General features: G+C 71.8%; 9 protein-coding genes. 8 read left to right on the forward strand and 1 reads right to left on the reverse strand.

The genetic code is table 11. From position 1 onward, the window contains the following. Positions 1-92 precede the first annotated feature (92 nt). From ACIQWG_RS18285 to ACIQWG_RS18320, 8 genes are all read left to right on the forward strand, one after another. The gene (locus ACIQWG_RS18285) at positions 93-1877 is read left to right on the forward strand and encodes an ABC transporter ATP-binding protein (RefSeq protein ID WP_404096483.1); all 1785 of its coding nucleotides are present in this window, start codon (positions 93-95) and stop codon (positions 1875-1877) included. Further along, positions 1874-3739, forward strand: a complete 1866-nt coding sequence (locus tag ACIQWG_RS18290; RefSeq protein WP_404096486.1) for an ABC transporter ATP-binding protein — start codon at positions 1874-1876, stop codon at positions 3737-3739. The genes ACIQWG_RS18285 and ACIQWG_RS18290 overlap by 4 nt, the downstream gene beginning before the upstream one ends. Before the next feature lie 47 nt (positions 3740-3786). After that, positions 3787-5499, forward strand: a complete 1713-nt coding sequence (locus tag ACIQWG_RS18295) for an ABC transporter transmembrane domain-containing protein (protein ID WP_404096488.1) — start codon at positions 3787-3789, stop codon at positions 5497-5499. Between the two features lie 74 nt (positions 5500-5573). Further along, positions 5574-7361 carry an ABC transporter ATP-binding protein gene (locus ACIQWG_RS18300; RefSeq protein ID WP_404097706.1) on the forward strand — a complete coding sequence of 596 codons (1788 nt, stop codon included), beginning with the start codon at positions 5574-5576 and terminating at the stop codon, positions 7359-7361. A 54-nt stretch (positions 7362-7415) separates the two neighbouring features. Beyond that, positions 7416-9446, forward strand: a complete 2031-nt coding sequence (locus ACIQWG_RS18305; RefSeq protein WP_404096490.1) for an NAD(+) synthase — start codon at positions 7416-7418, stop codon at positions 9444-9446. A gap of 294 nt (positions 9447-9740) precedes the next feature. Continuing rightward, positions 9741-11783: a M4 family metallopeptidase gene (locus ACIQWG_RS18310; RefSeq protein ID WP_404096493.1), complete on the forward strand. Its 2043-nt coding sequence runs from the start codon at positions 9741-9743 to the stop codon at positions 11781-11783. Positions 11784-12005: 222 nt separating this feature from the next. After that, a complete protein-coding gene (locus tag ACIQWG_RS18315) occupies positions 12006-13667 on the forward strand; it encodes a M4 family metallopeptidase (protein WP_404096495.1) in 1662 nt (553 codons plus the stop codon). A gap of 69 nt (positions 13668-13736) precedes the next feature. Further along, positions 13737-14252, forward strand: a complete 516-nt coding sequence (locus ACIQWG_RS18320) for a DUF1990 domain-containing protein (protein ID WP_404096498.1) — start codon at positions 13737-13739, stop codon at positions 14250-14252. Positions 14253-14298: 46 nt separating this feature from the next. On the opposite strand, the gene ACIQWG_RS18325 is transcribed toward ACIQWG_RS18320, so the two are convergent. Then, the gene (locus tag ACIQWG_RS18325; RefSeq protein ID WP_404096500.1) at positions 14299-16920 is read right to left on the reverse strand and encodes a glycosyltransferase family 1 protein; all 2622 of its coding nucleotides are present in this window, start codon (positions 16918-16920) and stop codon (positions 14299-14301) included. Positions 16921-17049 lie beyond the last annotated feature (129 nt).

Below are 17049 nucleotides of genomic sequence, written 5' to 3' on the forward strand. Positions count from 1 at the left end.
CTCGAACACGCAGGTAGTAGGACCAGCGACCGACCGCGGACCGGCCAAAACTCGGTGGGCAGTGTCAGTGGCGATCCGTAGGCTCGCTGCTGATGGTGACGACACGTGCAACCGCAGAGGACAGGTCCGAACGATCCGCCGTACGTACGCTGCTGCGCCTGTGGCCGTACGTGCGGCCGGTGCGCGTGCGGCTCTTCACCGCCGCGTGCGTGGCGATCGTCGCCTCGTGTCTCTCGCTGGTCATTCCGCTGGTCCTGAAGTGGATGGTCGACGGTCCGGTCGCCGACCGGGATCCGGCCGGGGTGTGGCTCGGCGCGCTGTATCTGCTGCTGCTCGGGCTCGCGGAGGCGCTGCTGTTCGGACTGCGGCGCTGGCTGGTGGCACGGCCGCTGGCCGGCGTCGAGGCGGGGATGCGGGCGGATCTGTACCGCCGTCTTCAGCGGCTGCCGGTGGCCTTCCACGACCGGTGGGCGTCGGGACAGCTGCTGTCGCGCGGCACCACCGATCTGATGCTGCTGCGCATGTTCCTCGCCTTCCCGCTGACGTTCCTGCTGGTCAACGGTGTGACGATCCTGGTCGGTGTGGTCATCATGCTGCTCCAGGACTGGACGCTGGGTCTGGTGATCCTGGTCCCGGCCGTGCCGGTGATGGTGACCTGTGTGATCTTCGAGAAGCGGTACGCCGAGGTGGCGCGGCGCGCACAGGACCAGGTCGGCGATCTGACGACGGTCGTCGAGGAGAGCGTGCTCGGGATCCGGATCATCAAGGGGTTCGGGCGGCACCGCAGTCAGGCGCTGGCGTTCCGGGAGCTGTCGGGCACCCTGCGCGGCACCGAGCTGCGCAAGGCGCGGCTGCTGGCGACGATCTGGGGTGTCATCGTGACGCTGCCGGAGCTGGCGATCGGGGCGGCGCTGGTGCTGGGCGCGGTGCAGGTGGCGGACGGGGAGCTGTCGGCGGGCACGCTGGTGGCGTTCCTGTCGACGGCGCTCGCGCTCAGATGGCCGGTCGACTCGATCGGGTTCCTGCTGGCGATGAGCCAGGAGGCGGCGACGGCCACGGAGCGGTACTTCGAGGTGATGGACGCGCAGCCGGAGGGCCACGAGATCTCGACGGCGAAGGAGAACCGTACGGACCTCGGACTCCGGTTCCACGGCGTGCGGTTCCGCTACCCGGACGCCCCCGCCGACTCACCACCGGTCCTCGACCGGATCGACCTCCACATCCGCCCCGGCGAGTCCATGGCCCTGGTCGGTGCGACCGGCAGTGGCAAGACGACCCTCACCGCCCTCGTCCCCCGCCTCCACGAGGTGACGTCCGGCCGCATCACCCTCGACGGCCAGGACATCACCGCGATGCCCCGGGAGGCGCTGCGCGAACTGGTCGCCGTCGCCTTCGAGGAGCCCACGCTCTTCTCGGCCAGCGTGGCGGACAACGTTCTCATGGGGGCCGCAGCCGGCGCCGGCAAGCCCGAGATGGAGCGGGCGCTCGCCGTCGCGCAGGCCGCGTTCGCGCACGACCTGCCGCGCGGGACCGGCACCCAGGTCGGCGAGCAGGGGCTGAGTCTGTCCGGCGGGCAGCGGCAGCGGCTGGCGCTGGCCCGCGCGGTCGTGGGCAGACCCCGGTTCCTCGTCCTGGACGACCCGCTGTCCGCCCTCGACGTGCACACCGAGGCCGCGGTCGAGGCCGCCCTGCGGGACGTCCTCGCGGAGACCACCGCCCTCATCGTCGCCCACCGCCCGTCCACGGTGCTGCTCGCGGACCGGGTCGCGCTGCTCTCCGACGGCCGCGTCACCGCCGTCGGCACCCATCACGAACTGCTGCGCAGCAATGCCGAGTACGCCCATCTGATGGCCGGGACCGAGGAGGCCGAGCGATGACGGCGACCACCGCCACCGCACCGGGCAAGGAACAGCCGGAGAGGGAGGAGCCGGACCGGGGACCGGTCGAGGGCGACCCGTTCGACCGGGACGTCCTGCCCACTCCCCCGGGCGCCACCGCGGCCCTGCTGCGTTCCCTGCTCGCCCCGATGAAGGCGCGCGTCGCCGTCACCACGCTTCTGCTGCTGCTCCAGCAGGCGGCGGTGCAGGCGGGCCCGCTGCTGGTGGCGTACGCCATCGACTCGGCCGTACCGGCGTTCCGGCGGGACGACCTGGGGCCGCTGTTCGCGGTCGCGGTCGGCTATCTGCTGTGCGCGCTGGTCTCCGGCACGCTCCAGTACGCGTTCATCCTGGCCTCCGCCCGCGTCAACCAGGACGTGCTGCTCGACCTGCGGGGCCGTATCTTCCGTCATGCCCAGGCCCTGAGCGTGGACTTCCACGAGCGCTACACCTCGGGGCGGCTGATCTCCCGCTCCACCACGGACGTGGAGTCCCTGCGCGAGCTCCTCAGCGAGGGGTTGCAGGAGCTGATCACCGTCATCCTGTCCTTCGTCTACATCTCGGTGATGCTGCTGTGGCTGGACCTCGGCCTGGGCGCGGTCGCCGTGGCCTCGTTCGCGCCGCTGTATCTGCTGGTACGGCTGTACCAGCGGCGGGCCGGCCGGGTGTACCGGCTGCGCTCCACCGCCATCGCGGCCGTGATCGTCAAGTTCGTCGAGACGATGAACGGCATCCGCCCGGTGCGTGCCTTCCGCCGCGAGGCCGCCAACGACGCCGACTTCAGGGTCCTCAACACCCGGCACGAGCGGACGAACGGCGACGCGCTGCTGGAGATGGCCCGTTACGTCGTCGGCTCCCGGATCGTCGCCAACACGGCCGTCGCGGGGATCGTGCTGTGGGGCGCCTACCGGGTCGCGGGCGGCACGCTGGCCCTCGGTGTGCTGGCGGCGGCCGTGCTCTATCTGCGGAGGCTGTACGACCCGATCGACCGGCTCGGCATGTTCCTGAACTCGTACCAGTCGGCGGCGGCCTCCCTGGAGAAGATCGCCGGACTGCTGGCCCAGACGCCTTCCGTGCCCGAGCCGTCGGCGCCCCGGCAGCTCCCGGACCTCCGCTCGGAGCACCCCGGCCGCGAGGTCGTCTTCGACGAGGTCCGGTTCGGCTACCGCACCGGCGGCGAGGTGCTGCCCAGCTTCGACCTCGCGATCCCGGCCGGGCAGACCGTCGCGGTCGTCGGCTCCACCGGCGCCGGCAAGTCGACGCTGGCCAAGCTGCTGGCCCGGTTCTACGACCCCTCCGACGGCCGGGTCCTGCTGGACGGCGTCGACCTGCGCGAGCTGGCCGTGCCCGAGCTGCGGCGCGGGGTGGTGATGGTGACGCAGGAGGCGTTCCTGTTCTCCGGCACCGTCGCCGAGAACATCGCCATCGGGCGGCCCGACGCCACCCGCGAGGACATCGAGCAGGCCGCGAAGGCCATCGGCGCGCACGACTTCATCAGCGCCCTGCCCGACGGCTACGACACCGACGTACGCAAGCGGGGCGGCCGTATCTCGGCCGGTCAGCGCCAGCTCGTGGCGTTCGCGCGGGCGCTGCTCGCCGACCCGGCCGTGCTGATCCTGGACGAGGCGACCAGCTCCCTGGACATCCCGGGCGAGCGGGCCGTGCAGCGCGCGATGTCGACGGTCCTGCACGGCCGTACCGCCGTCGTCATCGCCCACCGGCTGTCCACCGTGGAGATCGCCGACCGGGTCCTGGTCATGGAACACGGCCGGATCGTGGAGGACGGCACCCCGGCCGAACTGATCGCCGGGACAGGCAGGTTCGCGGATCTGCACCGGGCCTGGCGGGACAGTCTGGCGTAGGGACACGGCACGGCTCGGCAGGACAGCGGACGGGGGAACGGGGAACGATGATCGACGCGTACGAGGATCCCGGCGAGCCCGATCGTCGCGGTGGGGCACGCTACTTGTGGTGGCTGGTCACCCAGCAGGCCGGGCGGTCCGTGCTCGGCGCGCTCATCTCCGCCGTGTGGATGGTGCTGCTGGCGGCGGCGCCGTATCTGCTCTCGCGGGCCGTGGACGAGGGGCTGGCAGCCGGTGACCAGGCGGCGCTGGCGGCGTGGACCGGTGTGCTGGCCGGGGTGCATGTGTTCAACGCCTGGCTGAGCATCATGCGGCACCGCACGATGACCCGGGTCCGGATGGACGCGATGTTCCGCACGACCAAGGTCCTGGTCGGCCAGTCGGTCCGGCTGGGCGCCGCGCTGCCGCGCCGGGTCGGCGCGGGGGAGGTCGTCACGATCGGCGTGGGCGACGTCCAGACGATCAGCAACTCCCTGACGGTCATCGGACCCGGTTTCGGCGCGGTCGTCGCCTATCTGGTGGTGGCCGTGCTGCTGGTGTCCGTGTCCGTTCCGATCGCGGTGGTCGTGCTGCTCGGGATGCCGGCGATCGCCGTACTGGTCGGCCCGCTGCTCGGCCGGCTCCAGGGCACCGAGACGGAGTACCGGGAGCGGCAGGGCGTCCTGACCGCCCGCATCGCCGACCTCGCGGGCGGACTGCGCGTCCTCAACGGCCTCGGTGGCAAGGACCTGGTGGCCGACGCCTTCCACCGCGACTCCCAGCGGCTGCGCGCGCAGGGGTACCGGGTCGGGTCGGTGACCAGCTGGGTGCAGGCGCTGGGGCTCGGACTGCCGACGCTGTTCCTGGCCGTGGTGACCTGGCTGGCGGCCCGCATGGCCGCCCAGGGGTCCATCACCGTGGGCGAGTTGGTCTCGGTCTACGGCTATGTGGCGGTTCTGGTCCGCCCGGTGGCGTTCGTCGTGGAGATGGTCTACCAGGTGGCCCGCGGTGTGGTGGCGGCCCGTCGGGTCGTACGGTTCCTGCGGCTGGAGCCCATGACCGACACCGGCCGGCGTGACGCCCCCGCGGAGCCGGCGGCGCTGTACGACCCCGAGTCGGGGGTGCGGGTGTCGCCGGGCCGGCTGACGGCGCTGGCCGGCGCGCTGCCGGCGGACGCGGCGGCCGTCGTGGACCGCCTCGGCCGCTATGTCCCGTCGGCGGCGACCTGGGGCGATGTCCCCCTCACCGAGATCGCGTCACCGCAGATCAGACAGCGCGTCCTGGTCGCGGACCCCGAGGCGGACCTGTTCGCGGGCACCCTGCGCGAGCTGGTCGCCGGGCACACGGACCGGGACGATCAGGCGATCGCGCGGGCGCTGCACGCCGCCGTCGCCGAGGACATCGTGCGTGGCCTGCCCGACGGCCTGGACACCCCGATCGACGCCCAGGGCCGCAACCTCTCCGGCGGCCAACGCCAACGCGTCCGCCTGGTGCGCGCGTTACTGGCGGATCCGGAGGTCCTGCTGGCCATCGAGCCGACGTCGGCCCTGGACGCCCACACCGAGGCGCGGGTCGCGCAACGCCTGCGCACCGCACGGCAGGGCCGTACGACCGTGGTGACTTCGACGTCCCCGCTGGTCCTGGACCGCGCGGACGTCGTGCACTACCTGGTCGACGGCAAGGTGGCGGCCACGGGCACCCACCGGGAGCTGCTGGACGCAGAGCCGGGCTACCGGGCCCTGGTGGCGCGGGACGAGGACGCCGAGGAGCTTGCCAGGTGACGGACGAACAGCGCCGCTCGGGGAAGCGGGGAACCGCGCGACGAGCCACCCGGAACCCGCACCCGGCACGAGACGTGAAGCCCCGAGCGCTCCCCCGCGCCACCCTCCCCGTCGCCGCGCCCGAGGACGTACGCCGAGCCACCACCCGCCTCGTCCGAGCCGACGCCAAGGCGTTCACCACCGTCCTCGCCCTGAACTCCCTCGCGGCGGTCGCCGGCCTGGCGAGCCCCTGGCTGGTGGGCCGCATCATCGACGAGGTCCGCGCCGGCCACGGCGTCGCGACGGTCGACAAGCTGGCCCTGGCCATCCTGGTCGCGGCGGCAGCGCAGCTGCTGCTGGCCCGCTGGGCCCGCTACGTCGGCCACCGGTTCGGCGAACGCACCCTCGCCCGGGTCCGCGAGGAGTTCGTGGACCGCGCCCTCGCCCTCCCCGCGAACGTCGTGGAGCGAGCCGGCGCCGGTGACCTCACGGCACGCGGCACCGCCGATGTCGCCCTGGTCGGCACCACCCTGCGCGACGCCGGCCCCGAACTGCTGATCAGCTCCGTGCAGGCGCTGTTCCTGCTCGGCGCCGTGATCGCCCTGGACCCCCTCCTCGGGATCTGCGCCGTGCTCGGCTTCGGCGGCATCTGGTGGGCCCTGCGCTGGTATCTGCGCCGGGCACGGGACAGCTATCTCGCCGAGGGCGCCGCCACTTCGGAGGTCGCGGAGATCCTCGCGGCGACCGCGACCGGCGCCCGCACGGTGGAGGCGCTGCGTCTGGAGGCGCGGCGGGTCGCGGCCAGCCGCGACGCCCTGGAGACCTCCCGCCGCACGCGCTTCCGCACGCTGTTCCTGCGCAGTGTCTTCTTCCCGGCGGTCGACGTGTCGTACATCGTCCCCGTCGCCACGGTCCTGCTGCTCGGCGGTTTCCTGCTGGAGCGGGGCGCGCTGAGCCTGGGTTCGGTCGTGGCGGCGGCCCTGTATCTGCAACGGCTGTCCGAGCCGCTGGACGAGATCCTGATGCGGGTCGAGCAACTCCAGAGCAGCGGCGCCTCGTTCGCCCGTGTGGAGGGCCTGGCGCGCTCCCCGCGGGCCACGGCGACCGACGCGCCGGCGCCCGCCGACGACCGGATCGAGGTGACCGGCGTGCGCTACTCCTACGACCGGGGCGGCGAGGTCCTCGGCGGCGTCGACCTGACCGTCCGGCCGGGCGAGCGCCTCGCGGTGGTCGGCCCCTCCGGCGCCGGCAAGACGACCCTGAGCAGACTGCTCGCGGGCGTGGACGCGCCGACCGCCGGCTCGGTCACGGTCGGCGATGTGCCGGTCGTCGCGCTCGGCCCGGAGCAGTTGCGCCGCCAGGTCGTGCTGGTCACCCAGGAGCACCATGTCTTCCTCGGCACGGTCCGCGACAACCTCCGTATCGCCGAGCCGTCCGCCACGGACGAGGAGCTGTGGGCCGCGCTCACCGCGGTCGGCGCGGACACCTGGGTGCGGCGCCTGCCCGACGGACTCGACACGGCGCTGGGCGACGGGGGCCGCCGTACGGACGGCTCGCAGGCCCAGCAGCTGGCCCTCGCTCGCGTGGTGCTGGCCGACCCGCACACCCTGATCCTCGACGAGGCGACGGCCCTGCTCGACCCGACGACGGCCCGGCACACCGAGCATGCCCTCGCCGCCGTACTGGAAGGCCGTACGGTCATCGCCATCGCGCACCGCCTGCACACCGCGCACGACGCGGACCGGGTCGCGGTGATGGAGAACGGCCGCGTCACCGAGCTGGGCACCCATGACGAGCTGGTCGCGGCGGACGGGGCGTACGCCGCGCTGTGGCGGTCCTGGCACGGGGAGCGGCCCGCCCCGCCCGGAGCGGCGCGGGCCTGATCAGGCGATCTATGCTCGATGCCAGCACTGTCCGGCTCTCCTGGGGAAGTCCCGTTGAACTTCTGGTCGATCTACGAGCACGGCTTCGCACGGGTCGCCGCCTGTACGGGCCACACCGTCATCGCCGACCCGCGCGCCAACGCGGAGGCGGTCCTGCGGCAGGCGCGGGCGTGCGCGCAGGAGGGCGTCGCGGTCGCCGTCTTCCCCGAGCTGGGCCTGACCGGCTACTCGATCGAGGACCTGCTACTCCAGGACGCGGTGCTGGACGAGGTGGAGGAGGCGCTCGGCGCAGTGGTGGCCGGGTCCGCCGAGCTGCTTCCGGTGCTGGTCGTCGGCGCCCCGCTGCGGCATCGCCACCGGATCTACAACTGCGCGGTGATCGTGCACCGCGGCCGGATCCTCGGCGTGGCGCCCAAGTCGTACCCGCCGAACTACCGCGAGTTCTACGAGCAGCGGCAGATCGCGTCCGGCGAGGACGAGCGCGGCGGGACGATCCGGATCGGCGGCGAGGAGGTCCCGTTCGGGATCGACCTGCTCTTCGAGGCGCGGGACGTCCCCGGTCTGGTGCTGCACGCCGAGATCTGCGAGGACATGTGGGTGCCGGTGCCGCCGAGCGCGGAGGCGGCGCTGGCCGGCGCGACCGTGCTCGCCAACCTCTCGGGCAGCCCGATCACGGTCGGCCGGGCCGACGACCGCCGGCTGCTGTGCCGGGCGGCGTCCGCGCGCTGCCTGGCGGCGTACGTGTACTCGGCGGCCGGTCTGGGCGAGTCGACCACGGACCTGTCCTGGGACGGGCAGACCATGATCTACGAGAACGGCGCCCTGCTCGCGGAGACGGACCGCTTCCCGCTGGACGACCAGTACGCGGTGGCCGACGTGGACCTGGACCTGCTGCGGCAGGAGCGGCACCGGATGGGCACGTTCGACGACAACCGGCGCGCGCACGCCGGGCGGACCGGTGACTTCCGCAGGATCGACTTCCGGCTCGACCCGCCGACGGCCGACCTGGGGCTCAGGCGCCGGGTGGAGCGCTTCCCGTTCGTGCCCGCCGACGCCGACCGGCTGGCCCAGGACTGCTACGAGGCGTACAACATCCAGGTCGCGGGCCTCCAGCAGCGGCTGGGCGCGATCGGCGGCCCGAAGGTCGTCATCGGGGTGTCCGGCGGTCTGGACTCCACGCACGCGCTGATCGTCGCCGCCCGGGCGATGGACCGCGCCGGGCGCCCGCGCAGCGACATCCTGGCCTTCACCCTGCCCGGCTTCGCCACCAGCGACCACACCAAGGACAACGCCCACAAGCTGATGAACTCGCTCGGCGTCACCGCGGCCGAGCTGGACATCACGCCGACCGCGCGGCTGATGCTGAAGGAGATGGGCCACCCGTTCGCGTCCGGCGAGCCGGTGTACGACGTCACCTTCGAGAACGTGCAGGCCGGTCTGCGCACCGACTACCTGTTCCGCCTGGCCAACCAGCGCGGCGGCATCGTGCTGGGCACCGGCGATCTGTCGGAGCTGGCGCTGGGCTGGTCCACGTACGGCGTGGGCGACCAGATGAGCCACTACAACGTCAACTCCGGTGTGCCGAAGACGCTGATCCAGCATCTGATCCGCTGGGTCATCGGCAGCGGGCAGTTCGACGACGAGACCGGCCGCACCCTGTCCGCGATCCTCGACACGGAGATCAGTCCGGAGCTGGTGCCCGGCGAGGAGATGCAGTCGACCGAGTCGAAGATCGGGCCGTACGCGCTGCACGACTTCACGCTGTTCCAGGTGCTGCGGTACGGATTCCGCCCGTCGAAGATCGCCTTCCTGGCGTGGCACGCCTGGCAGGACGCGCAGGCCGGTGCCTGGCCGCCCGGCTTCCCCGAGGCGAAGCAGGTGGCGTACGACCTGGCCGAGATCCGGCACTGGCTGGAGGTCTTCTGCCGTCGCTTCTTCGCGTTCGCACAGTTCAAGCGCTCGGCGATGCCGAACGGCCCGAAGGTCTCGGCGGGCGGTTCGCTCTCGCCGCGCGGCGACTGGCGCGCGCCGTCCGACGGGAACGCCGCCGCGTGGCTGCGGGATCTGGCCCGGATCGACTCCTAAGCCGTCCGGTCCGTTTATCGAACGTGAACTCCCGGACAACGAACGATTTCCGGCCAACTTCCTGACGCGGTCCTGACAGAAACCGCAGTCACCTGCCACTCTTCCCACGGCCGCGACACAGCAACCCCACAGCACCGTCACACGGCGGTGCCCGCGGCTGAACTCTCGCACGCGCACGTCCAGTTCCCGCACGCGCACGTCGTTCTGCGTACCACTTCGCTCTGCCCGGACGGCCCACCCGCCGACCGGTCTCCCCTGGCCGCGTGATCCGCGGCCGCGCAGAAGGAGTCAGTGTTGAGAGACAGTTCCTCCCACAGACGCACCCCCCACACGGCGTCCCGTCGGGCCGCCGCCGTCGCCCTCGTCGGCGTCTCCGCCCTGATCGCCGCGGCCGTCCAGTCGGGCGCCGCCACCGCAGCCCCGGAGAAGGCACCGTCGGCCGCGGGCAAGGTCATACCGGGCGCCGAGTCCGTCAAGCTCTCCCCGGCCCAGCGCGCCGAGCTGATCCGCGAGGCCGACGCCGGCAAGGCGGACACCGCCAAGGACCTGGGCCTGGGCGCCAAGGAGCGGCTGGTCGTCCGTGACGTCGTCAAGGACGCCGACGGCACGGTCCACACCCGCTACGAGCGGACCTACGACGGTCTGCCCGTCCTCGGTGGCGACCTGGTCGTCGAGACCACGAAGGCCGGCGCCACCAAGGACGTCGTGAAGGCGACCCGCGCCGCCATCAAGCCGGCGACCACGACCGCCGCCGTCCCCGCGGCCAAGGCCCAGAAGCAGGCGCTGGCCGCCGCGAAGGCCGAGGACGCCAAGAGCCCGGACGTCAACAAGGCGCCCCGCAAGGTGATCTGGGCGGCGAACGGCAAGCCGACCCTCGCCTACGAGACGGTCGTCGGCGGCCTCCAGCACGACGGCACCCCGAACGAGCTGCACGTCATCACCGACGCCGCCACCGGGGCCAAGCTGTACGAGTACCAGGCCATCGAGAACGGCACCGGCAACACGATGTACAGCGGCTCTGTCACCCTCGGCACCACGCAGTCCGGGTCGACGTACAACCTGACCGACGGCGCGCGCGGCGGCCACAAGACGTACAACCTCAACCGCGGCACCTCGGGCACCGGCACGCTCTTCTCCGGTCCCGACGACGTGTGGGGCAACGGCAACCCGTCCAACCTGGAGACCGCGGGCGCCGACGCGCACTACGGTGCCGCGCTGACGTGGGACTACTACAAGAACGTGCACGGGCGCAGCGGCATCCGGGGCGACGGCGTCGGCGCCTACTCCCGGGTCCACTACGGCAACAACTACGTCAACGCGTTCTGGTCCGACAGCTGCTTCTGCATGACGTACGGCGACGGGTCGGGCAACACCCACCCGCTGACGTCCATCGACGTGGCCGCGCACGAGATGACGCACGGCGTCACCTCCAACACCGCGGGCCTCATCTACAGCGGCGAGTCCGGCGGTCTGAACGAGGCCACCTCCGACATCTTCGCCGCGACGGTCGAGTTCTACGCGAACAACTCCAACGACGTCGGTGACTACCTCGTCGGCGAGAAGATCGACATCAACGGCGACGGCACCCCGCTGCGCTACATGGACAAGCCGAGCAAGGACGGCGCGTCCAAGGACGCCTGGTACTCGGGCATCGGCTCGATCGACGTGCACTACTCGTCGGGCCCGGCGAACCACTTCTTCTACCTGCTGAGCGAGGGCAGCGGCACCAAGACCATCAACGGTGTCACGTACGACTCGCCCACCTCGGACGGCCTTCCGGTCACCGGCATCGGTCGTGACAAGGCGGAGAAGATCTGGTTCCGCGCGCTGACCACCAAGTTCACCTCCAACACCAACTACGCGGGCGCCCGCACCGGCACCCTCGCGGCGGCCGGTGAGCTGTACGGCACCACCAGCGCCGAGTACGCGGCGGTACAGCACGCCTGGGCCGGCATCGCGGTGGGCTCGCGTCCCGGCGGCGGTGGCGGCACCTCCTTCGAGAACACCGCCGACGTGGCGATCCCGGACCGGGGCGCGGCGGTCACCTCGCCGATCACCGTCTCCGGACGGACCGGCAACGCGCCGGCCAACCTCCAGGTCGCCGTGGACATCGTCCACACGTACGTCGGTGACCTCAAGGTGGACCTGCTCGCCCCCGACGGCACGGTGTACACGCTGAAGGGGTACGGCACCGGCGGCAGCTCGGACAACCTCAACACCACCTACACGGTGAACGCCTCCTCCGAGGTCGCCAACGGCGTCTGGACGCTCCGGGTCCAGGACAACGCGGCCATCGACACGGGCTACATCAACAGCTGGAAGCTCACCTTCCCGTAGGCCCGTTGAAGGCCCGTTGACGGTCCGTCTCTGACAGGGCGTCGTCTCGGTGGGTTCAACTCCCGCCGGGACGGCGCCCGTTCACATTTCCGCAACGTTCACCCGACGGTCAAATCTTGGCCAACATCACTTGCGCAGTCCTGACATGTACGCGCCTGGGATGTCACTCTTCCCTCACCCGCCGCACAGCACCGATGCACCTCCCCCACAAAAGGAGCTCGTGTGACCCCCCTCTACGCGCGTCGCAAGCGCACCACCCTGGCCATCGCCACCGCCGTGGCCGCCGGGGCCCTCCTCACCACCGCCCTGACCACCGGTGGTTCGGCCGCCGCGGCCCCCGCGGACGCCGGCACCAAGGCCGCCCCGCTCGCCGTACCGGTCGCGCTCGCCCCCGCGGCCCGCACCACCCTGATCAAGGACCAGCAGGCGAAGGCCGCCGAGACCGCCGACGGGATAGGCCTCGGCGCCCAGGAGAAGCTGGTCGTCAAGGACGTCGTCAAGGACGCCGACGGCAGCGTCCACACCCGCTACGAGCGCACCTACGCGGGCCTGCCGGTCCTCGGCGGCGACCTGGTCGTCCACGAGTCGGCGAGCGGCGCGAGAAAGGGCGTGACGAAGGCGACGTCGGCCACCATCAAGGTCGCCTCGCTGAAGCCGGCCATCACCGCGGCCAAGGCCGAGAGCCAGGCGGTCTCGCGTGCCGAGGCGGCCGGCTCGGAGAAGACCGAGGCGGACAAGGCGCCCCGCAAGGTGATCTGGGCGGCGAACGGCAAGCCGACCCTCGCCTACGAGACGGTCGTCGGCGGCCTCCAGGACGACGGCACCCCGAACGAGTTGCACGTCATCACCGACGCCGCCACCGGCAAGAAGCTGTACGAGTACCAGGGCATCGAGACCGGCACCGGCAAGAGCCTGTACTCGGGCACGGTCACCCTCGGGACCACCAAGTCGGGTTCGACGTACCAGCTCTACGACACCACTCGCGGCGGCCACAAGACGTACAACCTGGCCCGCGGTACCTCCGGCACCGGAACGCTGTTCACGGACGCGGACGACACCTGGGGCACCGGCACGGCCTCCAGCTCCTCCGCCGACCAGACCGCCGCCGTCGACGCGGCCTACGGCGCGCAGGAGACCTGGGACTTCTACAAGGAGACCTTCGGCCGCAGCGGCATCAAGAACGACGGCAAGGCCGCCTACTCGCGGGTCCACTACGGCAACGCGTACGTCAACGCGTTCTGGGACGACAGCTGCTTCTGCATGACGTACGGCGACGGCGAGGGCAACACCAACCCGCTGACCTCGCTGGACGTGGCCGGCCACGAGATGACCCACGGCGTCACCTCCAACACCGCGGGCCTGAACTACACCGGTGAGTCCGGCGGCCTGAACGAGGCCACCTCCGACATCTTCGGCACGTCGGTGGAGTTCTTCGCCAACAACTCCTCCGACGTCGGTGACTACCTCATCGGGGAGGAGATCGACATCAACGGCGACGGCACCCCGCTGCGCTACATGGACAAGCCGAGCAAGGACGGCGCGTCCAAGGACAGCTGGTCGTCCTCGCTGGGCGGCCTGGACGTCCACTACTCCTCGGGCCCGGCCAACCACTTCTTCTACCTCCTGTCGGAGGGCAGCGGAGCGAAGACGATCAACGGGGTGAGCTACAACTCCCCGACGTCCAACGGCTCGACGGTCACCGGGATCGGCCGCGCCAAGGCCGCCGCGATCTGGTACAAGGCGCTGACCGAGTACATGACGTCGACGACGAAGTACAAGGCCGCCCGCACGGCGACCCTGAGCGCGGCGTCCGCCCTGTACGGCTCCACCAGCACCGAGTACAAGACGGTGGCGGCCGCGTGGTCGGCCATCAACGTCAGCTGACGCGAACGTAGCGCCAGGGCGGCACCCGGGACGAAGGCGGCCCCGGGTGCCGCCCTACTCTTGGGACCCATGTCCTTCACGTACGACGACGTCGGCGCGACCCGGGAGAACGGCTTCTGCCCGCCCGGCTTCCACCCCATGCACGTACGCACCCGTATCGGCGAGGGCGAGGACGTCTTCCGCCGGGCCGCCGAGGCGGTCATGACCTGGGAGATGCACCGCGCGATGGGCGTCGGCATCGAAGTGTCGGCCGACCGCGCGGCCCCCGACGTGGACGTCACCGTCACCCTGGCGGGCGTCATCAAGGCACCCTGCCGGATCGTCTGGACGGTCGACGAGTACCGCCGCATCGGCTGGGCCTACGGCACCCTCCCCGGGCACCCCGAGTGCGGCGAGGAGGCCTTCCTGGTCGAACGCACCGGCGACGGCACGGTCTGGCTCACGGTCCGCGCCTTCAGCCGCGCGGCCAAGTGGTACTCCCGAGCGGGCGGGGCGGCCACGCGGGGCTTGCAGCACGCCTACGCGCGGCGGTGCGGGACGGTGCTGCGGCAGATCTGCGAGCGGGAGTTCAAGGAGGAGTACTGAACGGCGGCTTCCTCCTTGAAGCACCCCGAGCCCCGCGGCGTTCCCCCTACCGCATCAACAGCCCGGCCCCCTCCCCCAAGTCCTCCGAAGGCACCGCCACCAGCCCCAGCTCCGCGCTCGACGCGAGCAGTCGGTGCGCCGGCAGGATCCGGACCGTGTAGCCGTACGGACCCGTCCGGTCCAGGGACAGGGGGCCCTCGTACGTCCAGCGGCCCTCCGTGTCCGGGCCTCCCGTCGGCTTCAGCGGGACCGTCGACGCGTCCGCGATGCGGTCCTCCGGGTCGACGCGGCCCGACACGGCCTGGACCTCCACGTCGTCCGGGACCAGCTCGCCGAGGCCGACGCGGACGTGCAGGGTGAGGGTGGTGCCCAGCTCCGCCGTGGCCGTCGCCACCGACGTCTCCACGTGGTCGACGCTCACGTCGTGCCACGCCGAGCGGACCCGGGACTTCCAGAGAGCCAGTTCGCGCGCCGCGTCCGGCGTCATCGCGCGGTGGGCGTGCGCGGCCGGGGTGTAGAGGCGCTCCACGTACTCGCGGACCATCCTGCCCGCCAGCACCTTCGGGCCCAGCAGGGTCAGGGTCTGGCGGACCATCTCGATCCAGCGGTCCGGCAGGCCGGCCTGGCCGCGCTCGTAGAAGCGAGGGGCCACCCGCTGCTCCAGCAGGTCGTACAGCGCCGCCGCCTCTATGTCGTCCCTGCGGTCCGGGTCCGTGCCGGTGCCGTCGGCGGTCGGGATCGCCCAGCCGAAGTCGGGCTGGAACCACTCGTCCCACCAGCCGTCCAGGACCGAGAGGTTGAGGCAGCCGTTCAGGGCCGCCTTCATGCCCGAGGTGCCGCACGCCTCCAGCGGCCTGAGCGGGTTGTTCAGCCAGATGTCGCAGCCGGGGTAGAGCTTCTGCGCCATCGCCATGCCGTAGTCGGGCAGGAAGACGATCCGGTGGCGGACGCGCGGATCGTCGGCGAACCGCACCAGCTCCTGGACCAGGCGCTTTCCGCCGTCGTCCGCCGGGTGCGCCTTGCCGGCCACCACGATCTGGATGGGCCGCTCCGGGTGCAGAAGCAGGTCCATCAGGCGGTCGCGGTCCCGGAGCATCAGCGTCAGGCGCTTGTACGACGGGACCCGGCGGGCGAAGCCGATCGTCAGGACGTCGGGGTCCAGGACCCCGTCGATCCAGCCCAGCTCAGCCGTCCCGGCGCCGCGTTGCCGCCACGACGCGCGCAGCCGCTCGCGCACCTCCAGCACCAGCTGCTCGCGCAGCGCCCGCCGCAGCTCCCAGACGTCCTGGTCCGGGATCTCACCGACCGCGTCCCAGCGGTCCGAGCCGCCGACGGTCATCGCGTCCTCGGTGCGCTGGGCGCCGATCTGGCGGGCGCCGAGGCGGAACACCTCGGGGGCCACCCAGGTCGGGGCGTGCACACCGTTGGTCACCGAGGTGATCGGGACCTCGTCGGGGTCGAAGCCCGGCCACAGGCCCGAGAACATCTCGCGGCTGACGTTCCCGTGCAGCAGTGAGACGCCGTTGGCGCGCTGGCCGAGGCGCAGGCCCATCACCGCCATGTTGAAGAGGTTCGGTTCGCCGCCGGGGTAGGTCTCCATGCCGAGCTGGAGGACACGTTCGACGTCGATGCCGGGGAGTTCCGCGGCGGGACCGAAGTGGTGGGCGACCAGCTCGCGGTCGAAGCGGTCGATGCCGGCCGGGACGGGTGTGTGGGTGGTGAAGACCGTGCCGGCGCGGACGGCTTCCAGGGCCGCGTCGAAGTCCAGGCCGACCTCCTCGCAGAGCTCGGCGATGCGCTCCAGACCGAGGAAGCCGGCGTGGCCCTCGTTGGTGTGGAAGACCTCGGGGGCCGGGTGGCCGGTGAGCCGGCAGTACGTCCGGACCGCCCGCACCCCTCCTATGCCGAGCAGCATCTCCTGGAGCAGCCGGTGCTCGCTGCCACCGCCGTAGAGCCGGTCGGTGACCCCGCGTTCGCCGAGGTCGTTCTCCTCGACGTCCGAGTCCAGCATCAGCAGTGGGACCCGGCCGACCTGGGCGAGCCACACGCGCGCGTGCAGCGATTTGCCGTTGGGCAGGGCGAGGGAGACCTGCGCGGGGGTGCCATCGGGCTCCTTCAGCAGGGCCAGCGGCAACTCGTTGGGGTCCAGGACCGGGTAGTGCTCCTGCTGCCAGCCGTCCCGGGACAGGGTCTGGCGGAAGTAGCCGTGGCGGTAGAGCAGCCCCACGCCGATCAGCGGTACGCCGAGGTCGCTGGCCGCCTTGAGGTGGTCGCCGGCCAGGATGCCGAGGCCGCCGGAGTACTGCGGCAGGGCGGCCGTGATGCCGAACTCGGGTGAGAAGTAGGCGACGGCGGCCGGGAGCTCGGCCGACTGGCCCTGGTACCAGCGGTCGCCGGTGACGTAGTCGTTGAGGTCGCCGGCGACGGCCGTCAGCCGGCGCAGGAAGCGGCGGTCCTCGGCCAGCTCCGCGAGCCGTCCGGGCGAGACGCTGCCCAGCAGCCGTACGGGGTCGTTGCCCGAGGCGGCCCAGCGCTCGGGGTCCACGGACTGGAAGAGGTCACGGGTCTCCGTATGCCACGACCAGCGCAGGTTGCGCGCCAGGTCGCTCAGGGGCCGGAGGGGTTCGGGGAGGACAGGTCGGACGGTGAATCGACGGATCGCCTTCACGGTTCACCTCGGGCAGCGCGTGGCAGGGGGCCCACGCCGGTGTGGGTCCCGTCATCGCCCCCGACGGTATCGGTATGCGGGGCTTCGTAACCACAGTGCGTCTTTTCGGTCATCACTGGCGGTGACTGG

Origin of the sequence: Streptomyces sp. NPDC098781 (assembly GCF_044759995.1) — a bacterium.
Lineage (GTDB): Bacteria > Actinomycetota > Actinomycetes > Streptomycetales > Streptomycetaceae > Streptomyces.